General features: G+C 74.3%; 14 protein-coding genes. 4 read left to right on the forward strand and 10 right to left on the reverse strand.

What is annotated here, in order from left to right; all coding sequences use genetic code 11:
• Positions 1–147: 147 nt before the first annotated feature.
• Together J2S46_RS09290 and J2S46_RS09295 are read right to left on the reverse strand one after the other, a co-directional pair.
• Complete coding sequence (locus J2S46_RS09290; protein ID WP_191292320.1) at positions 148–858, reverse strand: response regulator transcription factor; 711 nt, start codon at positions 856–858, stop codon at positions 148–150.
• Between the two features lie 140 nt (positions 859–998).
• The gene (locus J2S46_RS09295) at positions 999–1,838 is read right to left on the reverse strand and encodes a sensor histidine kinase (protein ID WP_229913069.1); all 840 of its coding nucleotides are present in this window, start codon (positions 1,836–1,838) and stop codon (positions 999–1,001) included.
• Between the two features lie 151 nt (positions 1,839–1,989).
• Between J2S46_RS09295 and J2S46_RS09300 the strand changes: the two genes are divergently transcribed.
• Complete coding sequence (locus tag J2S46_RS09300) at positions 1,990–2,700, forward strand: ABC transporter ATP-binding protein (protein ID WP_191292256.1); 711 nt, start codon at positions 1,990–1,992, stop codon at positions 2,698–2,700.
• Complete coding sequence (locus J2S46_RS09305; protein ID WP_191292255.1) at positions 2,697–5,009, forward strand: ABC transporter permease; 2,313 nt, start codon at positions 2,697–2,699, stop codon at positions 5,007–5,009. Before J2S46_RS09300 ends, J2S46_RS09305 begins: the two co-directional genes overlap by 4 nt.
• A gap of 27 nt (positions 5,010–5,036) precedes the next feature.
• Here the strand turns inward: J2S46_RS09305 and J2S46_RS09310 are convergent, their stop codons facing one another.
• The 7 genes from J2S46_RS09310 to J2S46_RS09340 all read right to left on the reverse strand — a co-directional run bounded on the left by J2S46_RS09310 (position 5,037) and on the right by J2S46_RS09340 (position 12,631).
• Entirely contained in the window at positions 5,037–5,936 is a 900-nt protein-coding gene (locus tag J2S46_RS09310; RefSeq protein WP_191292316.1) for an amino acid ABC transporter permease, read from the reverse strand.
• 26 nt (positions 5,937–5,962) lie between these two features.
• A complete protein-coding gene (locus J2S46_RS09315; RefSeq protein WP_191292254.1) occupies positions 5,963–6,607 on the reverse strand; it encodes an amino acid ABC transporter permease in 645 nt (214 codons plus the stop codon).
• An 11-nt stretch (positions 6,608–6,618) separates the two neighbouring features.
• Positions 6,619–7,515, reverse strand: coding sequence for a glutamate ABC transporter substrate-binding protein (locus J2S46_RS09320; RefSeq protein ID WP_191292253.1), 897 nt, complete (start codon positions 7,513–7,515; stop codon positions 6,619–6,621).
• 8 nt (positions 7,516–7,523) lie between these two features.
• A complete protein-coding gene (locus tag J2S46_RS09325) occupies positions 7,524–8,276 on the reverse strand; it encodes an amino acid ABC transporter ATP-binding protein (RefSeq protein WP_307349423.1) in 753 nt (250 codons plus the stop codon).
• Positions 8,277–8,311: 35 nt separating this feature from the next.
• Entirely contained in the window at positions 8,312–8,563 is a 252-nt protein-coding gene (locus J2S46_RS09330; RefSeq protein ID WP_191292252.1) for a lipopolysaccharide assembly protein LapA domain-containing protein, read from the reverse strand.
• Positions 8,564–8,853: 290 nt separating this feature from the next.
• The gene (locus J2S46_RS09335; protein WP_191292251.1) at positions 8,854–10,626 is read right to left on the reverse strand and encodes an ABC transporter ATP-binding protein; all 1,773 of its coding nucleotides are present in this window, start codon (positions 10,624–10,626) and stop codon (positions 8,854–8,856) included.
• 202 nt (positions 10,627–10,828) lie between these two features.
• On the reverse strand, positions 10,829–12,631 hold the full coding sequence (locus tag J2S46_RS09340; RefSeq protein ID WP_191292250.1) for an ABC transporter transmembrane domain-containing protein: 1,803 nt from the start codon (positions 12,629–12,631) through the stop codon (positions 10,829–10,831).
• 370 nt (positions 12,632–13,001) lie between these two features.
• Here J2S46_RS09340 and J2S46_RS09345 point away from each other — a divergent pair, with 370 nt between their 5' ends.
• Positions 13,002–13,865: an aldo/keto reductase gene (locus J2S46_RS09345; RefSeq protein WP_191292249.1), complete on the forward strand. Its 864-nt coding sequence runs from the start codon at positions 13,002–13,004 to the stop codon at positions 13,863–13,865.
• 159 nt (positions 13,866–14,024) lie between these two features.
• Here the strand turns inward: J2S46_RS09345 and J2S46_RS09350 are convergent, their stop codons facing one another.
• Entirely contained in the window at positions 14,025–14,891 is an 867-nt protein-coding gene (locus tag J2S46_RS09350; protein WP_266324379.1) for a MarR family winged helix-turn-helix transcriptional regulator, read from the reverse strand.
• Positions 14,892–15,330: 439 nt separating this feature from the next.
• Between J2S46_RS09350 and fabG the strand changes: the two genes are divergently transcribed.
• The gene (gene fabG / locus J2S46_RS09355) at positions 15,331–16,098 is read left to right on the forward strand and encodes a 3-oxoacyl-ACP reductase FabG (RefSeq protein ID WP_191292248.1); all 768 of its coding nucleotides are present in this window, start codon (positions 15,331–15,333) and stop codon (positions 16,096–16,098) included.
• Positions 16,099–16,172 lie beyond the last annotated feature (74 nt).

Raw genomic sequence — 16,172 nt, forward strand, 5'->3', positions numbered from 1 at the left:
AAATATTGTGGCCCGTCGGGCAGGTCCCGCCTTTCCCTTGGGTTTCCCGCGGACCCCCGGGATCCGCGGGCCCCCACGGCCCCGCCCGTCCCCCTGCCCCGCCCGTCCCTCTGCCCCCCGCCCGCGCCCCTCCCGTCCGGGGCGCCGTCAGCCGCCGGTCCGCGGGAAGGTGTCGCCCGGTGACACCAGCCCGGTCTCGTAGGCCAGCACCACGGCCTGGGCCCGGTCGCGCAGCGAGAGCTTGGCGAAGATCCGGGCCACATGGGTCTTCACGGTCGCCTCGCTCAGGGTCAGTACGGCGGCCAGCTCGGCGTTGGACAGGCCGCCGCCCATCAGGGTCAGCACCTCGTGCTCACGGGGTGTCAGGGCGGCCAGGTCCCGGTGGACCGCCGGGCCGCCGGCGCCCGGCCGCGGTCCGCCCCCGGCACCCCGGTCCGCGCCGCCGGCCGCGAAGCGCTCCACCAGCCGACGGGTGATCGAGGGGGCGAGCAGCGCGTCGCCGGTGCCGACCAGGCGGACGGCCGCGGTCAGGTGGTCGGAGGTGACGTCCTTGAGCAGGAACCCGCTGGCCCCTGCGGCCAGGGCGGCGTAGACGTAGTGGTCCAGGTCGAAGGTGGTCAGCATGATGACCCGGCAGTGCGGGTCCCGGGCGAGCACCCGGCGGGCGGCCTCCAGGCCGTCCATGCCGGGCATCCGGATGTCCATCAGCACCACGTCGGGCCGCAGGGCGCGGGCGGCGGCCACCGCCTCCGCGCCGTCGGCGGCCTCGCCGACCACGTCGATGCCGCGCGCGGTCAGGATCAGCCGGAACCCGGTGCGGACCAGCTCCTGGTCGTCCGCGATCAGGACCCGGGGCACCGGCTCGGCGGACGGTCCGGCCTGCGGCACCGGCCCGGCGGACGGCTGGACGGCCGACGGGAAGCCCTGCGGGACGCTCGGCGCCGCAGCCGGCCCGGCGCCCGTCGCGGCCCGGGGGCCCGGACCGGTCACGGGGCCGGTCACGGCCGGTCCAGCGGGATCCGGGCGCGGACGCGGTAGCCCCCGCCGAGGCGCCTGCGGGCGTCCAGGTCACCGCCGTAGACGGCCACCCGCTCGCGCAGCCCCAGCAGGCCGCGGCCCGCGCCGTCGCGCGCCGCCGGGGTGACGCGCCCGCCCCGGCCTCCGCCGGCGAGCACGCTCGGCCCGCTGTTCAGCACCTCCACCCGCAGGTAGCGGTCGGTGTACCGGACCGTCAGTTCGGCCTGGCCCCCGTCGCTGTACTTGAGGGCGTTGGTCAGCGCCTCCTGGACGATCCGGTAGGCGGTGAGGTCGATGCCGGCGGGCAGCGGGCGCGGCTCCCCCGAGATCCGCACCTCGACCGGCAGGCCGGCGAAGGCGATCCGGTCGACCAGCGGGCCGAGCCGGCCCAGCCCCGGCTGCGGTTCCAGGCGGCCGGCGCCCGGGCCGTCGGGGCCGCCGTCGCCGTCCTCGCCGTCCGGCGACGGGGCGAGCAGTCCGAGCAGGTGCCGCAGTTCGGTCATCGCGCCCCGGCCGGCCGCCTCGACCGCCCGCATCGCGGTGGCCGCCTCCTCGGGCATGGTGGCCAGCACCTCACGGGCCGCGCCGGCCTGAACCACCATCAGGCTGACGTTGTGGCTGACGATGTCGTGCAGCTCCCGGGCGATCCGGGCCCGCTCGGCGTCCACCGCGGCAACCGCCGCGCTCTCCCGCTCGCGCTCCAGCAGCCAGCCGCGGTCGGCCAGCGCGGTGCGGTGCGCCCGCCGCTCCCGCGCCAGCGCGGCGCCGAGCCAGCAGGCCGCGACGCACGCCACGACCAGCCCCGTCACCAGCGGCCCCACCCCGGATCTCCACACAAGATCACTCTGGCAGGCCGCGCGGCACTCCGCATCGTTCTGCGGGACGGGCGCCGTACATCCGCAGGATGACGGCCCGCACCGGATACACCGGGGGGCTGATGCCGGGCCCCGGCGGCGCTTCTAGGTTCGTGCCATGACTACAGACCACGACAGTGCGCAGCCGGTCGTCGTACGGCTGGACGCCGTGCGCAAGGAGTACGGCGAGGCGACGGCCCTGGACGGGGTGTCGCTGGAGATCCGGGCCGGCGAGGCGGTCGCGGTGATGGGCCCGTCCGGCTGCGGCAAGTCGACGCTGCTCAACATGGTGGCGGGCCTGGACCGCCCGACCGCCGGCAGCGTCCGGGTCGCCGGGGAGGATCTGGGCGGCCTCAACGAGACCGGGCTGGCGCTGTTCCGGCGCCGCCACGTCGGCATGATCTTCCAGTTCTTCAACCTGATCGACGACCTGCCGGCCCTGGACAACGTCGCGCTCTCCGCCCAGCTGACCGGGACCCCGGCCCGCCAGGCCCGCCGCCGGGCGCTCGAACTCCTCGACGAGCTGGGCATCGCGGACCGCAAGGACGCCTACCCGGCGACCCTGAGCGGCGGCGAGCGGCAACGGGTCGCCGTGGCCCGCGCCCTGATGAACCGCCCGGCCCTGCTGCTCGCGGACGAGCCGACCGGCGCCTTGGACAGCCGGGCCGGGGAGCAGGTGATGGACCTGCTGATCGACCTCAACCAGATCGGCCAGACCCTGCTGATCGTCACCCACGACCCGCGGCTCGCCACCCGGTGCGCCGGCCGGCTGATCGAGTTCGCCGACGGCCGGGTGGCCCGTGAGAGCGTGCTGGAGCGTTCCTCGTGAGCGCGGTCTGGCGGGCGGCGCTGGCGGCCGTGCGCCGCCGGCGGCTGCAGGGCGTGGTGATCGGCCTGGTGGTGCTCTGCTCCACCACCACCGTGATGCTCGCGCTGGGCCTGCTGGACGCCGTCTCGGCCCCGTTCGACCAGGCCTTCGGCCGGCAGCGCGGCGCCCATGCGGTGGTCACCTACGACCCGGCCGGGGTGTCGGCCACCGGGCTGGCCGAGGCCGCCCGGCGACCGGGTGTGCAGGCGGCCGAGGGCCCGTTCGGCCAGGGCTCGGTCAAGGTCGTCAAGGGCTGGCCCGGGTTCCCGGCCGGGACGCTCAAGGTGGTCGGCCGGGCGGACCCGGCCACCGCCGCGGTGGACCGGCCCGCGCTGCTGGCCGGGCGCTGGGCCGCCGCTCCCGGTGAGCTGGTGCTCAACCAGGACTACACCGGTCTGGTCCTGCGGGACCTGCTGGGGACGCGGATCGACGCGCCCGGCAGCCCGCCGCTGACCGTCGTGGGCCTCGCCACCAGCATGAGCCGCTCGGCCGACGCCTGGGTGGTGCCGGAGCAGATCGGCGCGCTTCACCCGGACGCCGTCCAGATGCTCTACCGCTTCACCGCCGCCGGCACCGCGCCGGAGGTCCGCTCCGCCCTGGACGCCGTCACCGCCGGGCTCCCGGCGGGTGCGCTGGTGTCGGCGCAGTCCCATCTGACCCTCAAGGAGGACTACGCCGGGACGGCCCGGGACTACCTGCCGTTCATGACCCTGTTCGGGGCCCTCGGCCTGGCGGTCTCCGTCCTGATCGTCGGCAACGTGGTCGGCGGGGCGGTGGTCTCCGGGTTCCGCCACATCGGCGTGCTCAAGGCGCTGGGCTTCACCCCCAACCAGGTGGTGGCGGTCCACCTGGTGATGGTCTCGCTGCCGGCCGTGGCGGGCGCCGCATCGGGCACGCTGGCCGGCGGCCTGCTGGCGGAGCCGGTCCTGGACGCCGCCTTCCAGGGAGTGCGGCGGGGCAGCGCCGTCGTCGAGATCGCGCCCTGGGTGTCCGTGGTCTGCCTGCTCGGCATGCCGGCCCTGGTCCTGCTGGCGGCCCTGGTGCCCGCGCTGCGCGCGCACCGGCTCTCCGCGGCGCAGGCGATCAGCGCGGGCAGCGCCCCGCGGGCCGGCCGGGGGCTGACGGTACAGCGCCGGCTGGGCGGCAGCCGGCTGCCGCGTCCGGTCAGCCTGGGCCTGGGCCAGCCCTTCGCCCGCCCGGCGCGCACCGCCCTGACCCTGGCCGCCGTCCTGCTGGGCGTCACCACGGTGACCCTGACGACCGGGCTGACCAGCACCATGGTGGCCTACAGCGGGACACAGACCGCCGCCGGCGGCCCCGAGGTGGTGGTCTGGGTCGGGCGGCCCGCCTTCGGGGAGACCGTCCCCCGGCTGGGCGACCGTGAGCTGGAGTCGCTGGTGCGCTCCCGGCCGGGCGTGACCAGGGTGACCTCGCAGGCGGTCGTGGAGGTCCGGCTCGACGGGTACACCCAGCCCGACAGCGTCTTCTTCCAGCGCGGGGACGACGATCCGGGCATGGCCGCCCAGGTGGTGACCGGGCGTTGGCTCGCCGGGCCGGGCGAGGTGGTGGCCCCGCCGATGTTCCTGAAGCAGCACGGCCTCGCGGTCGGCGACCGGACCACCATGGAGCTGGACGGCCGGCGGACAGCCGTGACCGTGGTCGGCGAGCTGATCAGCGGCGGCGGCGACCGGATGTGGTCGACCTGGCCGACCCTGGCCGCGCTCGCACCGGCGGCCGTGCCGGTCAACTACCAGGTGGAGCTGGCCCCGGGCGGCGACGTCCAGGCGTTCGCGGACGCCGTCCGGGCGGCCGAACCCGGCCTGTACCCGGTGCCGGCGGACACCGGGAACACCGCGACCACCACCGTGGTCGCCTTCGCCTCGGTGTTCACCGTGCTGCTGACCCTCGTGGCCGCGCTCGGCGTCTTCCACACGGTGCTGCTGAACACCCGGGAGCGCCGCCGGGACCTGGGCATGCTGAAGGCGGTCGGGATGACGCCGCGCCAGGTGGTGCTGATGACCGTGACCTCGGTGGCGGCGCCGGGCGCGGTCGCCGGGCTGGCCGGCGTCCCGCTCGGGATCGCCGGGCACCGCCTGATCGTGGACCACGTCGGGTCGGTGCTGTTCCCGGAGGCGATGAAGGCCGTCTGGCATCCGGCGGGCCTGGCCCTGCTCGTCCTGGCCGGGGTGCTGATCGCGATCCTCGGCGCGCTGCTGCCGGCCCGGTCGGCGGCGCGGCTGACCATCGCCGAGGTGCTGCACAACGAGTAGCGCGGGAGGCCCGGCCTCCCGTCGGGCCTACTGCTGCGCCTCCGGCGGCACCCCCGGCGGCAGGCCGGGCACCACCCCGGCCTCGGCGACCGGCGCGCCGCCCCTGGCCCGGGGGCTGTGCCGGCTGCGGCGCTCCACCCGGCGGGCCAGCCAGGAGAGGGCCAGGCAGAGGCCGATGTAGACCGGCGCGATCACCATCACCACCGGGATGAAGGGCAGGTCGTAGTCCAGGTTGGTGGCGATCAGCTTCCCCGCGTGCAGGAACTCCTCGTAGGTGATCAGGAACCCGAGCGAGGTGTCCTTGAGGGCCACCACCAGCTGGCTGATGATGGCCGGCAGCATCGCCCGGTTGGCCTGCGGCACCAGGACCGCCGCCATCACCTGGGTCTTGCGCATGCCCAGCGCGTACGCCGCCTCCCGCTGTCCGGCGGGCACCGCGAGCACCCCGGCGCGGAACACCTCGGCCAGCACGGAGCCGTTGTAGAGGGTGAGACCGGCGACCAGGGCCCAGAGCGGCTGGACCTTCAGCGCGACGAAGATGAAGAAGATCATCACCAGCAGCGGCATCGCCCGGAAGAACTCCACCACCAGCGTGGACACCCAGCGCACCGGCCGGTGGTCGGAGAGCCGGCCGGCCGCGAACAGCGCGCCGAACGGCAGCGCGAACAGCACCGTCCAGCCGAAGGCCTCCAGGGTGCGTCCGAGACCCCGCAGCAGCAGCTCCTGGACGCCCCGGTACTCGAAGGCCATCCACTTCTGATAGGTGAACTGCTGGGTGTGGAAGAGCATGTGGACCACCCAGCCGAGCAGTGCGGCGATCGCCAGCAGCGCGAGCACCCCGTACAGCCGGTGCCGGGCCACCGCCTTCGGGCCGGGTACGTCGTACAGGGCGGAGGCGGGCGCGGACCGCCGCGCGGAGGGGCGCACGGCCGGGCGGACGGAGGGGGGAGCGGTCACCGGGACACCGCCGTCCGTCGTTCGAGGACGTTGAACACGGCACTGATCGCCAGGGTGATCACCAGGTATCCGACGGCGATCCAGACGAAGGTCCAGACGATTCCGTAGCCCAGCTCGTTGATGGTCCGGTAGGTGCCGAGCAGTTCGACCACGCTGAACGAACCGGCGATCGCCGAGTTCTTGGCGAGCGCGATCAGCACGCTGCCGATCGGCGCCACCACCGAGCGGTAGGCCTGCGGGAGCACCACCAGGCCCAGCGTCTGACCGAAGGTCATCCCGAGGCTGCGGGCCGCCTCGCCCTGCCCGAGCGGCACCGTGTTGATGCCCGAGCGCAGCACCTCGCAGATGAACGCGGAGGTGTAGCAGCCGAGCGCCAGCACCGAGAAGGTGAAGAACGGCAGCACGATGTCGAAGCGCGGCAGGCCGAGCACCACGATGAAGAACAGCAGGGTCAGCGGGGTGTTGCGCAGGATCGTCACCCAGCCGGTGCCGAAGGCCCGCAGGGCCCGGATCGGCGAGACCCGGAAGCTCGCGATCAGCGCGCCGAGCAGCAGGGCCAGCGCGGAACCGACCACGGTCAGTTCCAGCGTGCCGACGAAGCCGTGCCAGTAGATCGACCAGTTGTCGGTCAGGACTTTCATACGCGCGCTCCTCAGTACCGGTCGATCGGCGGCGGGGCTGGGGCGGGCACCCCGGACAGGCCGAGCGTCGCGTCGTAGGCCCTCTTCCAGTCGCCGTTCTTCTCGTGCACGGCCAGCGCGTCGTCCAGGGCGAGTCGCAGCACCGTGTCCTCGCGCGGGGTCCCGATCCCGTACGGCTCCGCGGAGAAGGGCTCCCCGGCGATCTTCAGCTCGTCCGGCACCTTCGCGGCGTAGCCCTGGAGGATGGCGTTGTCCGTGGTGACGGCGTCGACCTGCCCGGTGACCAGGTTGTCCACGCAGGCCGAGTAGGTGTCGTAGGCGACCAGGTCCGCCTGCGGGTAGTCCTTCTCGATCCGCTGGAACGGGGTGGAGCCGGCCGCCGAGCAGACCTTCTTGCCGGCGAGGTCCTGCGGCCCGTGGATGCTGTCGTCGCCGCGGCGGACCAGCAGCGACTGGCCCGCGACGAAGTAGGGCCCGGCGAACCCGATCAGCTTCTTCCGGTTGGCGTTGATCGTGTAGGTGCCCACGTAGTAGTCGACCTGGCCGTTCTGCAGGGCGGTCTCCCGGTTGGCGGAGGCGATGGTCCGGAACTGGATGCGGTCCGGGCCGAAGCCGAGGTAGGCGCCGACCATCTTGGCGATCTCGATGTCGAAGCCCGAGTAGACGCCGGTGGCGGGGTCCTTCTGGCCCAGGTAGGGCTGGTCCTCCTTGGCGCCGACCACCAGGTGGCCGCGGCCGCGGGCGGCGTCCAGGGTGGGCGAGCCGTTGATCGCCTCCCCGGTGCGGACCTGGTACGAGGGGAGCGCGCCGGGCTGCGGGCCCTTGGGCGGCGGGGTGCCGGGCTTGCCGCAGGCGGCGAGCAGCACCAGCACGGCGAGGGCGCCGAGGGCGCGTCGGACGGTCGTCATGGCGCCCCTCAGTGCTTGAGGATCTTGGAGAGGAAGTCCCGGGCCCGCGCGCTCTCGGGGGCGTCGAAGAAGTCCTCGGGGCTGCGGTCCTCGACGATCCGGCCGTCGGCCATGAACACCACCCGGTTGGCGGAGGCCCGGGCGAAGCCCATCTCGTGGGTGACCACCACCATGGTCATGCCCTCCTGGGCCAGCAGACGCATCACGTCCAGCACCTCGTTGATCATCTCGGGGTCGAGCGCCGAGGTGGGCTCGTCGAAGAGCAGCGCCTTGGGGTCCATCGCCAGCGCCCGGGCGATCGCGACGCGCTGCTGCTGGCCGCCGGAGAGCTGCGCCGGGTACTTGTCCTCCTGCGAGGCCAGCCCGACGCGGTCCAGCAACGCCCGGGACTTCGCGTCCGCCTCGGCCCGGCCCCGGCCCCGGACCTTCACCTGCGCCAACGAGACGTTCTGCAGCACCGTCCGGTGCGCGAACAGGTTGAAGGACTGGAAGACCATCCCGACCTCGGCCCGCAGCTTCGCCAGGCCCTTGCCCTCGGCGGGCAGCGGCTCGCCGTCGATCCGGATGCTGCCGCTCTCGATCGGCTCCAGCCGGTTGATGGTCCGGCAGAGGGTGGACTTGCCCGAACCGGACGGGCCGATCACCACCACCACCTCGCCCCGGCCCACCGTCAGGTCGATGTCCTGCAGCACGTGCAGGTCGCCGAAGTGCTTGTTGACCCCGCTCAGCTCGATCAGCGGGGTGAAGACAGCGGTGCTCACCTGGGTGATCCCTCCTCAGGGGTCGAGGAGGTCCGTCACTTGGCCTGCCGGCCCCTGAGCAGCCAGCCGAGCGCGGCCCCGGCCAGCAGGGTGGCCAGCAGCGCGACCCAGAGCGGCGCGGTGACCGTGAACACCCAGAACTGGATCTTCACCTTGTCGAGGTTGGCGAAGAGGAACCACACCGCCAGGACGACGATCGCCCCGATCGCCAGGTAGCGGGCGGGGACACCGGCGATCTCGCGCTTCCCGGGGCCTGCCGACGACGAACCGTCCGAAACTTTGGTCACCCCGGCAGTCTGGGTGCCGGGCCGCCGGTTCGTCCGTTCGCCCGGCCGGGACTGACCCGCCCGGTCCCGCCGCCCCACCCGAACGGCCCAGCGGACGGGCCCGGGCGGACCAACGACGGGACGGGCGGACCGACGACCGGGAGGGCCGGTGTGGCTCCGGCCGGGCCGGACAGGGGCGGGGGCAAGGCGGTGGCCCGGCAGCACGGCGGACGGGCAGGACGGCGGACGGGCAGGACGGCGCCCGCGCCGGGCCGCGCCCGAGGTGGCGGGCCGGCGCGGGCGCGGTAGGACTAGCGCTCGTCCCGCCAGGAACGCCAGAGGGCCGCGTACGGGCCGCCGGCCGCGACCAGCTCCGGGTGGCTGCCGTACTCGCTGATCCGGCCGCCCTCGACCACCGCGATCACGTCCGCGTCGTGCGCGGTGTGCAGGCGGTGGGCGATGGCGATCACCGTCCGGCCCTCCAGCACCCGGGAGAGCGAGCGCTCCAGGTGCCGGGCGGCCCGGGGATCGAGCAGCGAGGTCGCCTCGTCCAGCACCAGGGTGTGCGGGTCCGCCAGGACCAGCCGGGCCAGCGCCAGCTGCTGGGCCTGCGGCGGGGTCAGGGCCGCACCGCCGGACCCGACCTCGGTGTCCAGGCCCTCCTCCAGGGCGTCCACCCACTCGCCGGCGTCCACCGCGTCCAACGCGGCCCGCAGCTCGGTGTCGTCGGCCTCCGGCGCGGCCAGCCGCAGGTTGTCCCGCAGGGTGCCGACGAAGACGTGGTGCTCCTGGTTGACCAGTGCCACCCGGGCCCGGACCCGCTCGGCGGGCATCCGCGCGAGCGCGGCGCCGCCGAGGGTGACGCTCCCCCGGCCCGGGGCGTAGATCCCGGCCAGCAGCCGGCCCAGGGTGGACTTCCCGGCCCCGGACGGGCCGACCAGCGCCACCCGGCTGCCCGGCGCCACGTCCAGACTGATGCCGTGCAGCACGTCGGCGCCCTCGCGGTAGCCGAACCGCACCTCGGTGGCCTCCACCCGGCGACCGTCCGGGTGGACGGAGTCGTCCGTCTCCGGGTCCTCCACCTCCCGGACCCCGACCAGCCTGGCCAGCGAGGCCTGGCCGATCTGGAGCTCGTCGTACCAGCGCAGGATCAGGTCGACCGGGCCGGTCAGCGCCTGGGCGTAGAGCACGCCGGTGGTCAGCTGGCCCACGCTGATCCAGCCCCGGAGGGTGAAGAGCCCGCCGAGCACCAGGGTGCCCAGCACCGCAAGCGTGTAGACGGCGTCGATGGTGGGGAACCAGACCGACCGGAGCCAGAGCGTGTAGCGCTCCCAGGCCAGCCACTCGCCGAGCTTGCGGTCGGTGAGGCGGATCCGGTCCCCGCCCAGTCGCAGCGTCTCGACCGTGCGGCCCGCGTCGACCGTCTCGGCGAGCACCGTGTTGACGGCCGCGTACCCGGCCGACTCGGAACGGTAGGACTGCGGGGCGCGCCGGAAGTACCAGCGGGAGCTGGCCAGCAGCAGCGGCAGGCCGATCACCGCGGTGAGCGCCAGCAGCGGCGAGGTGACCACCAGGGCGCCGAGCACCAGCACCAGCGAGACCACGGCGACGGCCAGCTCGGGCACCGCCTCGCGGACCGACTTGGAGAGCCGGTCGATGTCGGTGGTGCCGCGGGAGACGAGGTCACCGGTGCCGGCCCGCTCCAGGACACCGGGCGGCAGGGCGACCGAGCGGACCAGGAAGTCCTCCCGGAGGTCGGCGAGCACCTCCTCGCCGAGCACCCCGCCGCGCAGCCGGGACCACCAGGTGAAGGCGGACTGGACCAGCAGCGCCAGCAGGTACCAGCCGACGGCCGCGGCGATGGCGCCCTCGGCGCTGCCGGTGGCGAGCGACTCGACCAGCCGGCCGAGCGCCCACGGCCCGACCAGCCCGGCCACCGTGGCGACGCCGTGCAGCGCGACGACCGCGCCGAAGTTGCCGCGGTGGCGCCGGGCGAGCAGCCGGACGTAGCTGCGGACGGCCGCCGGGGAGCCGACCGGCAGCATCGTCGCCGGACCGCTCTCCGACCGGGCGGGGGGCTTCATTCGGTACTCCTCGGGCGAGGGCGGGCGGACCCGCCGCGGCCCCGGCCGGACCCCAGCCGGGGGGCGGGGGCACGGACGGTCCGGACGCGGGCGGGCTCGGTGCGGGCGGGCTCGGTGCGGGTGCTCTCGGTACAGGTGCTCTCGGTGCGGGTGCGCGCAGTTCGGACGGTCCTCGTGGGGACGCGGCCGGCCGTGGCGGCGCTCACACCGCCTCCCGCACGCTCGCGGGTACCGCCGCCACCGGCGCCGGGTCCTCCTCGCGGGTGACCACGGCCCGGTAGAGCGGTTCGCGGTGCAGCAGTTCCCGGTGGGTGCCGGCGGCGGTGACCCGGCCCTGGTGGACGAGCAGCACCCGGTCGGCCTGGTCGAGCAGCAGCGGGCTGGTGGCCAGCACGACGGTCGTCCGCCCGGCGCGGCTGCGGCGCAGGCCGGCCGCGATCCGCGACTCGGTGTGGGCGTCGACTGCGCTGGTCGGCTCGTCCAGGACGAGCACCGGCGGGTCGGCGAACAGCGAGCGGGCCAGGGCCAGACGCTGGCGCTGGCCGCCGGAGAGCGAGCGTCCGCGCTCGGTGATCACCGCCCGCATCGGGTCTCCCCCGCAGTCGGGCGAGCCGTCCACCAGCGCGTCCAGCACGTCCTCGGCGCGGGCGGCGGCCAGTGCCTCGGCGGGCTCGATCCGGCCCGAGGCGGGCACGTCCAGCAACTCGGCCAGCGTGCCGGAGAGCAGCACCGGCTCCTTGTCGTGGACCAGTACCGCGGCACGGGCCTCGGCCAGTGGCACGGCGTCCAGCGAGGTCCCGCCGAGCCGCACGGCGTGCTGCTCGGGCGCCGGCGCGTCCCCCTCGGCCGGCGGGACGTGGCCGCCGAGGCGCTCGGCGAGCTCCCCGGCGAAGTCCGGGTCGCCGCAGACCACGGCGGTCAGCTCGCCCGCGCGGGCGGTCAGCCCGGTGAGCGGATCGTGCAGGTCGGCGCGCTCGGGGCGGGCCAGCGCGGCGTCCGGGGTGCCGCTCGTCCGGGTCAGCGCGAGCACCCGGGTGGCCCGCCCGGCGGAGACCCGGGCCACGCTCCAGGCGTGCGCGGCCTCGCCGAGGATGCGCAGCGGCGCGGCCAGGAAGGCCGTCGCGCCGTACACCGAGACCAGGGTGCCGATGCCGATCCGCCCGGTGGCCGCCAGGTGCGCGCCGTACCAGGTGACGCCGACCACGAAGAGCCCGGGCAGCAGAACCTGCTGGGCCTGCATCAGCGAGGAGAGCCGGGTGGCCCGGACCGCGGCCGCCCGGACCTTCTGCGAGGCGGCGCGGTACCGGGCCAGGAAGAGCTCCTCGCCGCCGATGCCGCGCAGCACGCGCAGCCCGGCGACGGTGTCCGCGGCCAGCTCGGTGGCCTTGCCGCCGAGCGCGCGCTGCTCGGCGTACCGCTTCTCGAAGGGCCCGAGCAGCGGCCACACCGAAGCGGCCAGCACCGGCACGCCGAGCAGGACCACCAGGCCGAGCAGCGGCTGGACGGTGAGCACGACGGCGCTCACGCCGAGCCAGACCAGGACGGCGGCCCGGACCCGGGCGACCAGCTCGACGTACCAGCCGATCTTCTCGACGTCGCCGCTGCCCACCGCGACGATCTCGCCGGTGGCGATCCGGCGGGAGAGGCCGGCGCCGAGCCGGGAGGCCTGCCGGGCGACCAGCTGGCGGACCTGGGTGGCGGCGGTGATCCAGTTCCAGACGGCCTGGCGGTGCAGCAGCACGGTGCCGCCGGCGGCGACGGCCGACAGCGCCAGGGCGAAGGCCCCGGCCCGCCAGATTCCGGCGGCGTCGCCGTCGACGGCGGCCTGGACGCCCTGGCCGAGCGGCAGCGGCAGGGCCGCCCGGCAGCCCATCTCCAGCAGCGCCCAGCAGGTGGAGAGCACCTGGCCGCGCCGTTGGCTGCGCTGGAGCCAGCGCAGGAAGGCGAGCGGCGAGGAGAGATCGGGACTGCCGGGATCGGGCAGCGGCAGGGGTTTGAGCGGCATGACGCTCCGTTGCGGGGTGTACGGGCACGGGAGGGGTGGCGCGCGGCCCGGGTCACGGGACGCGGCCGGGGGTACCGGCGGGCACGTGGGTACGCGGCTGCCGGGGCACGCGGGCACAGGGGTACGGAGGGCGGCTCGGGCGGGGGTACGCCGGCGGGCGGCACGTGGGGGCGGGGGCCGGAGGCGTCACGGCGGGCTGGGTTCACGACGTCATGGGAATCGAGCCTGCCCGTAGCGGTGTGACGTACGCAACAGGTTTTCCGGCCGTCCGGCGGCCGCCGACTTTCCCCTCCGGGCCGGGAACATCGACGGCGCCGGTCTGGTTGGCAAGATCCGGAACCATCGGACGACCAGGAGGGCACCCCTTCCCGTGAGCACCATCCCCACCGTCTCGCTCAACAACGGGGCGCACATCCCGCAGCTCGGCTTCGGCGTCTGGCAGGTCCCTGACGCCGAGGCGACGGCCGCGGTCCGCACGGCGATCGAGGCGGGCTACCGTTCCGTCGACACCGCCGCGATCTACGAGAACGAGGTCGGCACCGGCCAGGCGGTCGCGGAGGCGGTCGCCGGCGGCATCCGCCGCGAGGACCTCTACATCACCACCAAGCTGTGGAACTCGGGCACCGCCGACTGGACGGGCGAGCAGGGCCGCGACGCGGTGCTCAGGGCCTTCGACAGCTCGCTCGACAAGCTGGGCCTGGACTACGTCGACCTGTACCTGATCCACTGGCCGCGGCCCATGCACGGCAGCTACCTCAACGTGTGGAAGGCCTTCGAGCAGCTGCTCGCGGACGGCCGGGTGAAGTCGGTGGGCGTCTCGAACTTCGGCCCCGAGCAGCTGACCCGCCTGCTGGAGGAGTCCTCCGTGGTGCCGGTGCTCAACCAGGTCGAGCTGCACCCGCACTTCCCGCAGCGCCAGCTGCGCGCCTTCCACGCCCAGCACGGCATCGCCACCGAGGCGTGGAGCCCGCTGGGCCAGGGCAAGAGCCTGCTGTCCGAGCCCGCGCTCGTGAAGATCGCCGAGAAGCACGGCCGGACCGTCGCCCAGGTGGTGCTGCGCTGGCACCTGCAGAGCGGCGTGATCGCGATCCCGAAGTCGGTCACCCCTTCGCGGATCAAGGAGAACCTGGACGTCACCGGCTTCGAGCTGGACGCCGAGGACTTCGCGGCGATCGAGGGCGTCGAGACCGGCGTGCGCCTCGGCCCGGACCCGCAGGGCTTCGACTGGAACTGACCGTCCGCGCCGGGGTCGGCCGGGACGAGCCGGTCCGGGCCCGGCCAGGACGGGCCCGGACGGGCACGATCGAATGCTGACGGCGCGTCAATGCCGAAGGCCGTCACCCCGGGATCGGGGTGACGGCCCGCAGAATTCAGGCGAATCGTTTTGGCTGGTCTACAGACGAGCCGCCTTGGCGAGCAGCGCGAGGGCGTCCTCGTGCTCGTGCTCCTCCAGCGGCGAGAGCAGCAGTCGCTGCACCTCGCGCACGCCCGCCGCCGAGCGGTGCAGCAGATCCTGGCCCGCCGAGGACAGCGAGAGCAGGTTGCGGCGACCGTCCGAGGGGTCCCGGCGGCGGAGCACCAGGCCCCGGCGGACCAGCCGGCTGACCATCTCGGCCATCGTCGCCTTGTCCAGCGAGGCCAGCTCGCCGACCGTGCGCTGGTCGGCGCCCGGCTCCAGCTCCAGCGCGTCCAGCACCGCGTACTGCGGCGCCGTCAGCTCCGAACCGACGTGCTCCGACCAGAGCTTGGTGTGCACCTGCTGCCCGACGCGGATCAGGTAGCCGATCGCACGCTGGGCGTCGAGCATCGGGCGGGCATCGGTCAGAACGGCCACCGCGGCCGGCTCCAGCCTGGCTATCCTCGCCATCACCCGGACGATCTCCAGCTGCTCCTCAGGGCTGAGCGGCTCGAACAGCGTGCGCTGCACACGAACCACGCCGCCGGTGGCCTCGCGGACCGCCTGCGCGCCGTTCTGAGAGAGCGCCAGCAGTTTGCGCCGGCCGTCCGCGGGGTCGCGGCGCCGCAGCACCAGGCCGCGCCGCACCAGTCGGGCGACCATTTCGGCCATCGTGGCCTTGTCGAGCGAGGCCCGCTCCCCCACCGTGCGCTGGTCGGCGCCCGGTTCGAGGGCGAGAACCAGCAGTACGGCGAACTGCGGAGCCGTGAGGTCGGCCCCGACGTGCTCGGACCACAAACGGGTGTGGACCTGCTGTGCAACGCGGATGAGGTGTCCGGGCGACTGCTGCAGTCGCGCGGACACGCGGGTCGTCGGGATCTCCCCCAGCACCATGTATCCGTCCCGATGTCACACCCGGTGTGTGTGGGACACCCGGGTGGGGCAGTAACGGCGTGTGGGCGTCCCGCTATGAGGGAGGGCGCGCCAGCCGTGCAGCCGGTGGCTGCTGGCGCACACTATACAAACGCCAAGGCCCTGCTGGCAGACGGGGGCCGATAGTAGACGCAACTTCGGCGAACTTGGCATATTTACACGCCCGGCCGGGGTGTCGTTCACCCGCTCGCAGCAGAAAGCCGACCGACCGGTCCTTACCCTCGGTCACCTGCGGCTCTGTCCTCTGGTTCACCAGACTACTCGTCGGTAAGGTGTCGGCGAAGCGCTCTCAACGCCACCCTCCGGCCGGCCTTCACGATTTTTTTCGCGCAGCCCGGCCCGTAACCCCACGAGAGAGACGAGACCGAGCATGACCGAGCAGAGCACCGCCCCCCGGGTCGCGGTCGTCACCGGAGCAGCCCGCGGAATCGGCGCCGCCACCGCACTGCGGCTGGCCGCCGACGGCTACGCCGTCGCCGTGGTCGACCTCGAGGAGGCCGCCGGCAAGGACACCGTGGACAAGATCGTCGCCGCCGGCGGCCGGGCCCTGGCCGTCGGGGCCGACGTCTCCGACGCCGAGCAGGTCCGGGCCGCCGTCGACCGGATCGCGGCCGAGCTCGGCGCCCCGGTCGTCCTGGTCAACAACGCCGGCGTGCTGCGCGACAACCTGCTGTTCAAGATGTCCGAGTCCGACTGGGACACCGTGATGAACGTGCACCTCAAGGGCGCCTTCCTGATGACCCGCGCGGTGCAGAAGCACATGGTCGACGCCGGCTTCGGGCGGATCGTCAACCTGTCCTCCTCCTCCGCCCAGGGCAACCGCGGCCAGGCCAACTACTCCGCCGCCAAGGCCGGCCTGCAGGGCTTCACCAAGACCCTGGCGATCGAGCTGGGCAAGTTCGGCATCACCGCCAACGCCGTCGCGCCCGGCTTCATCGCCACCGAGATGACGGCGGCCACCGCCGCCCGGGTCGGCATGGAGTTCGAGGCCTTCAAGGCGGCGGCCGCCACCCAGATCCCGGTCAACCGGGTCGGCGTCCCCGAGGACATCGCCAACACCATCTCGTTCCTGGCCGGCGAGGGCGCGGGCTTCGTGTCCGGCCAGGTCGTCTACGTCGCCGGCGGGCCGCTCGACTGAGCCGCCCCGGCGGACGGGCGCCCTCGGCCGGCCGGGGGCGCCTTCCGTCCGCCGGGCCCGCCCGTGCGCGACCG

Source organism: Kitasatospora herbaricolor, assembly GCF_030813695.1.
GTDB lineage: Bacteria > Actinomycetota > Actinomycetes > Streptomycetales > Streptomycetaceae > Kitasatospora > Kitasatospora herbaricolor.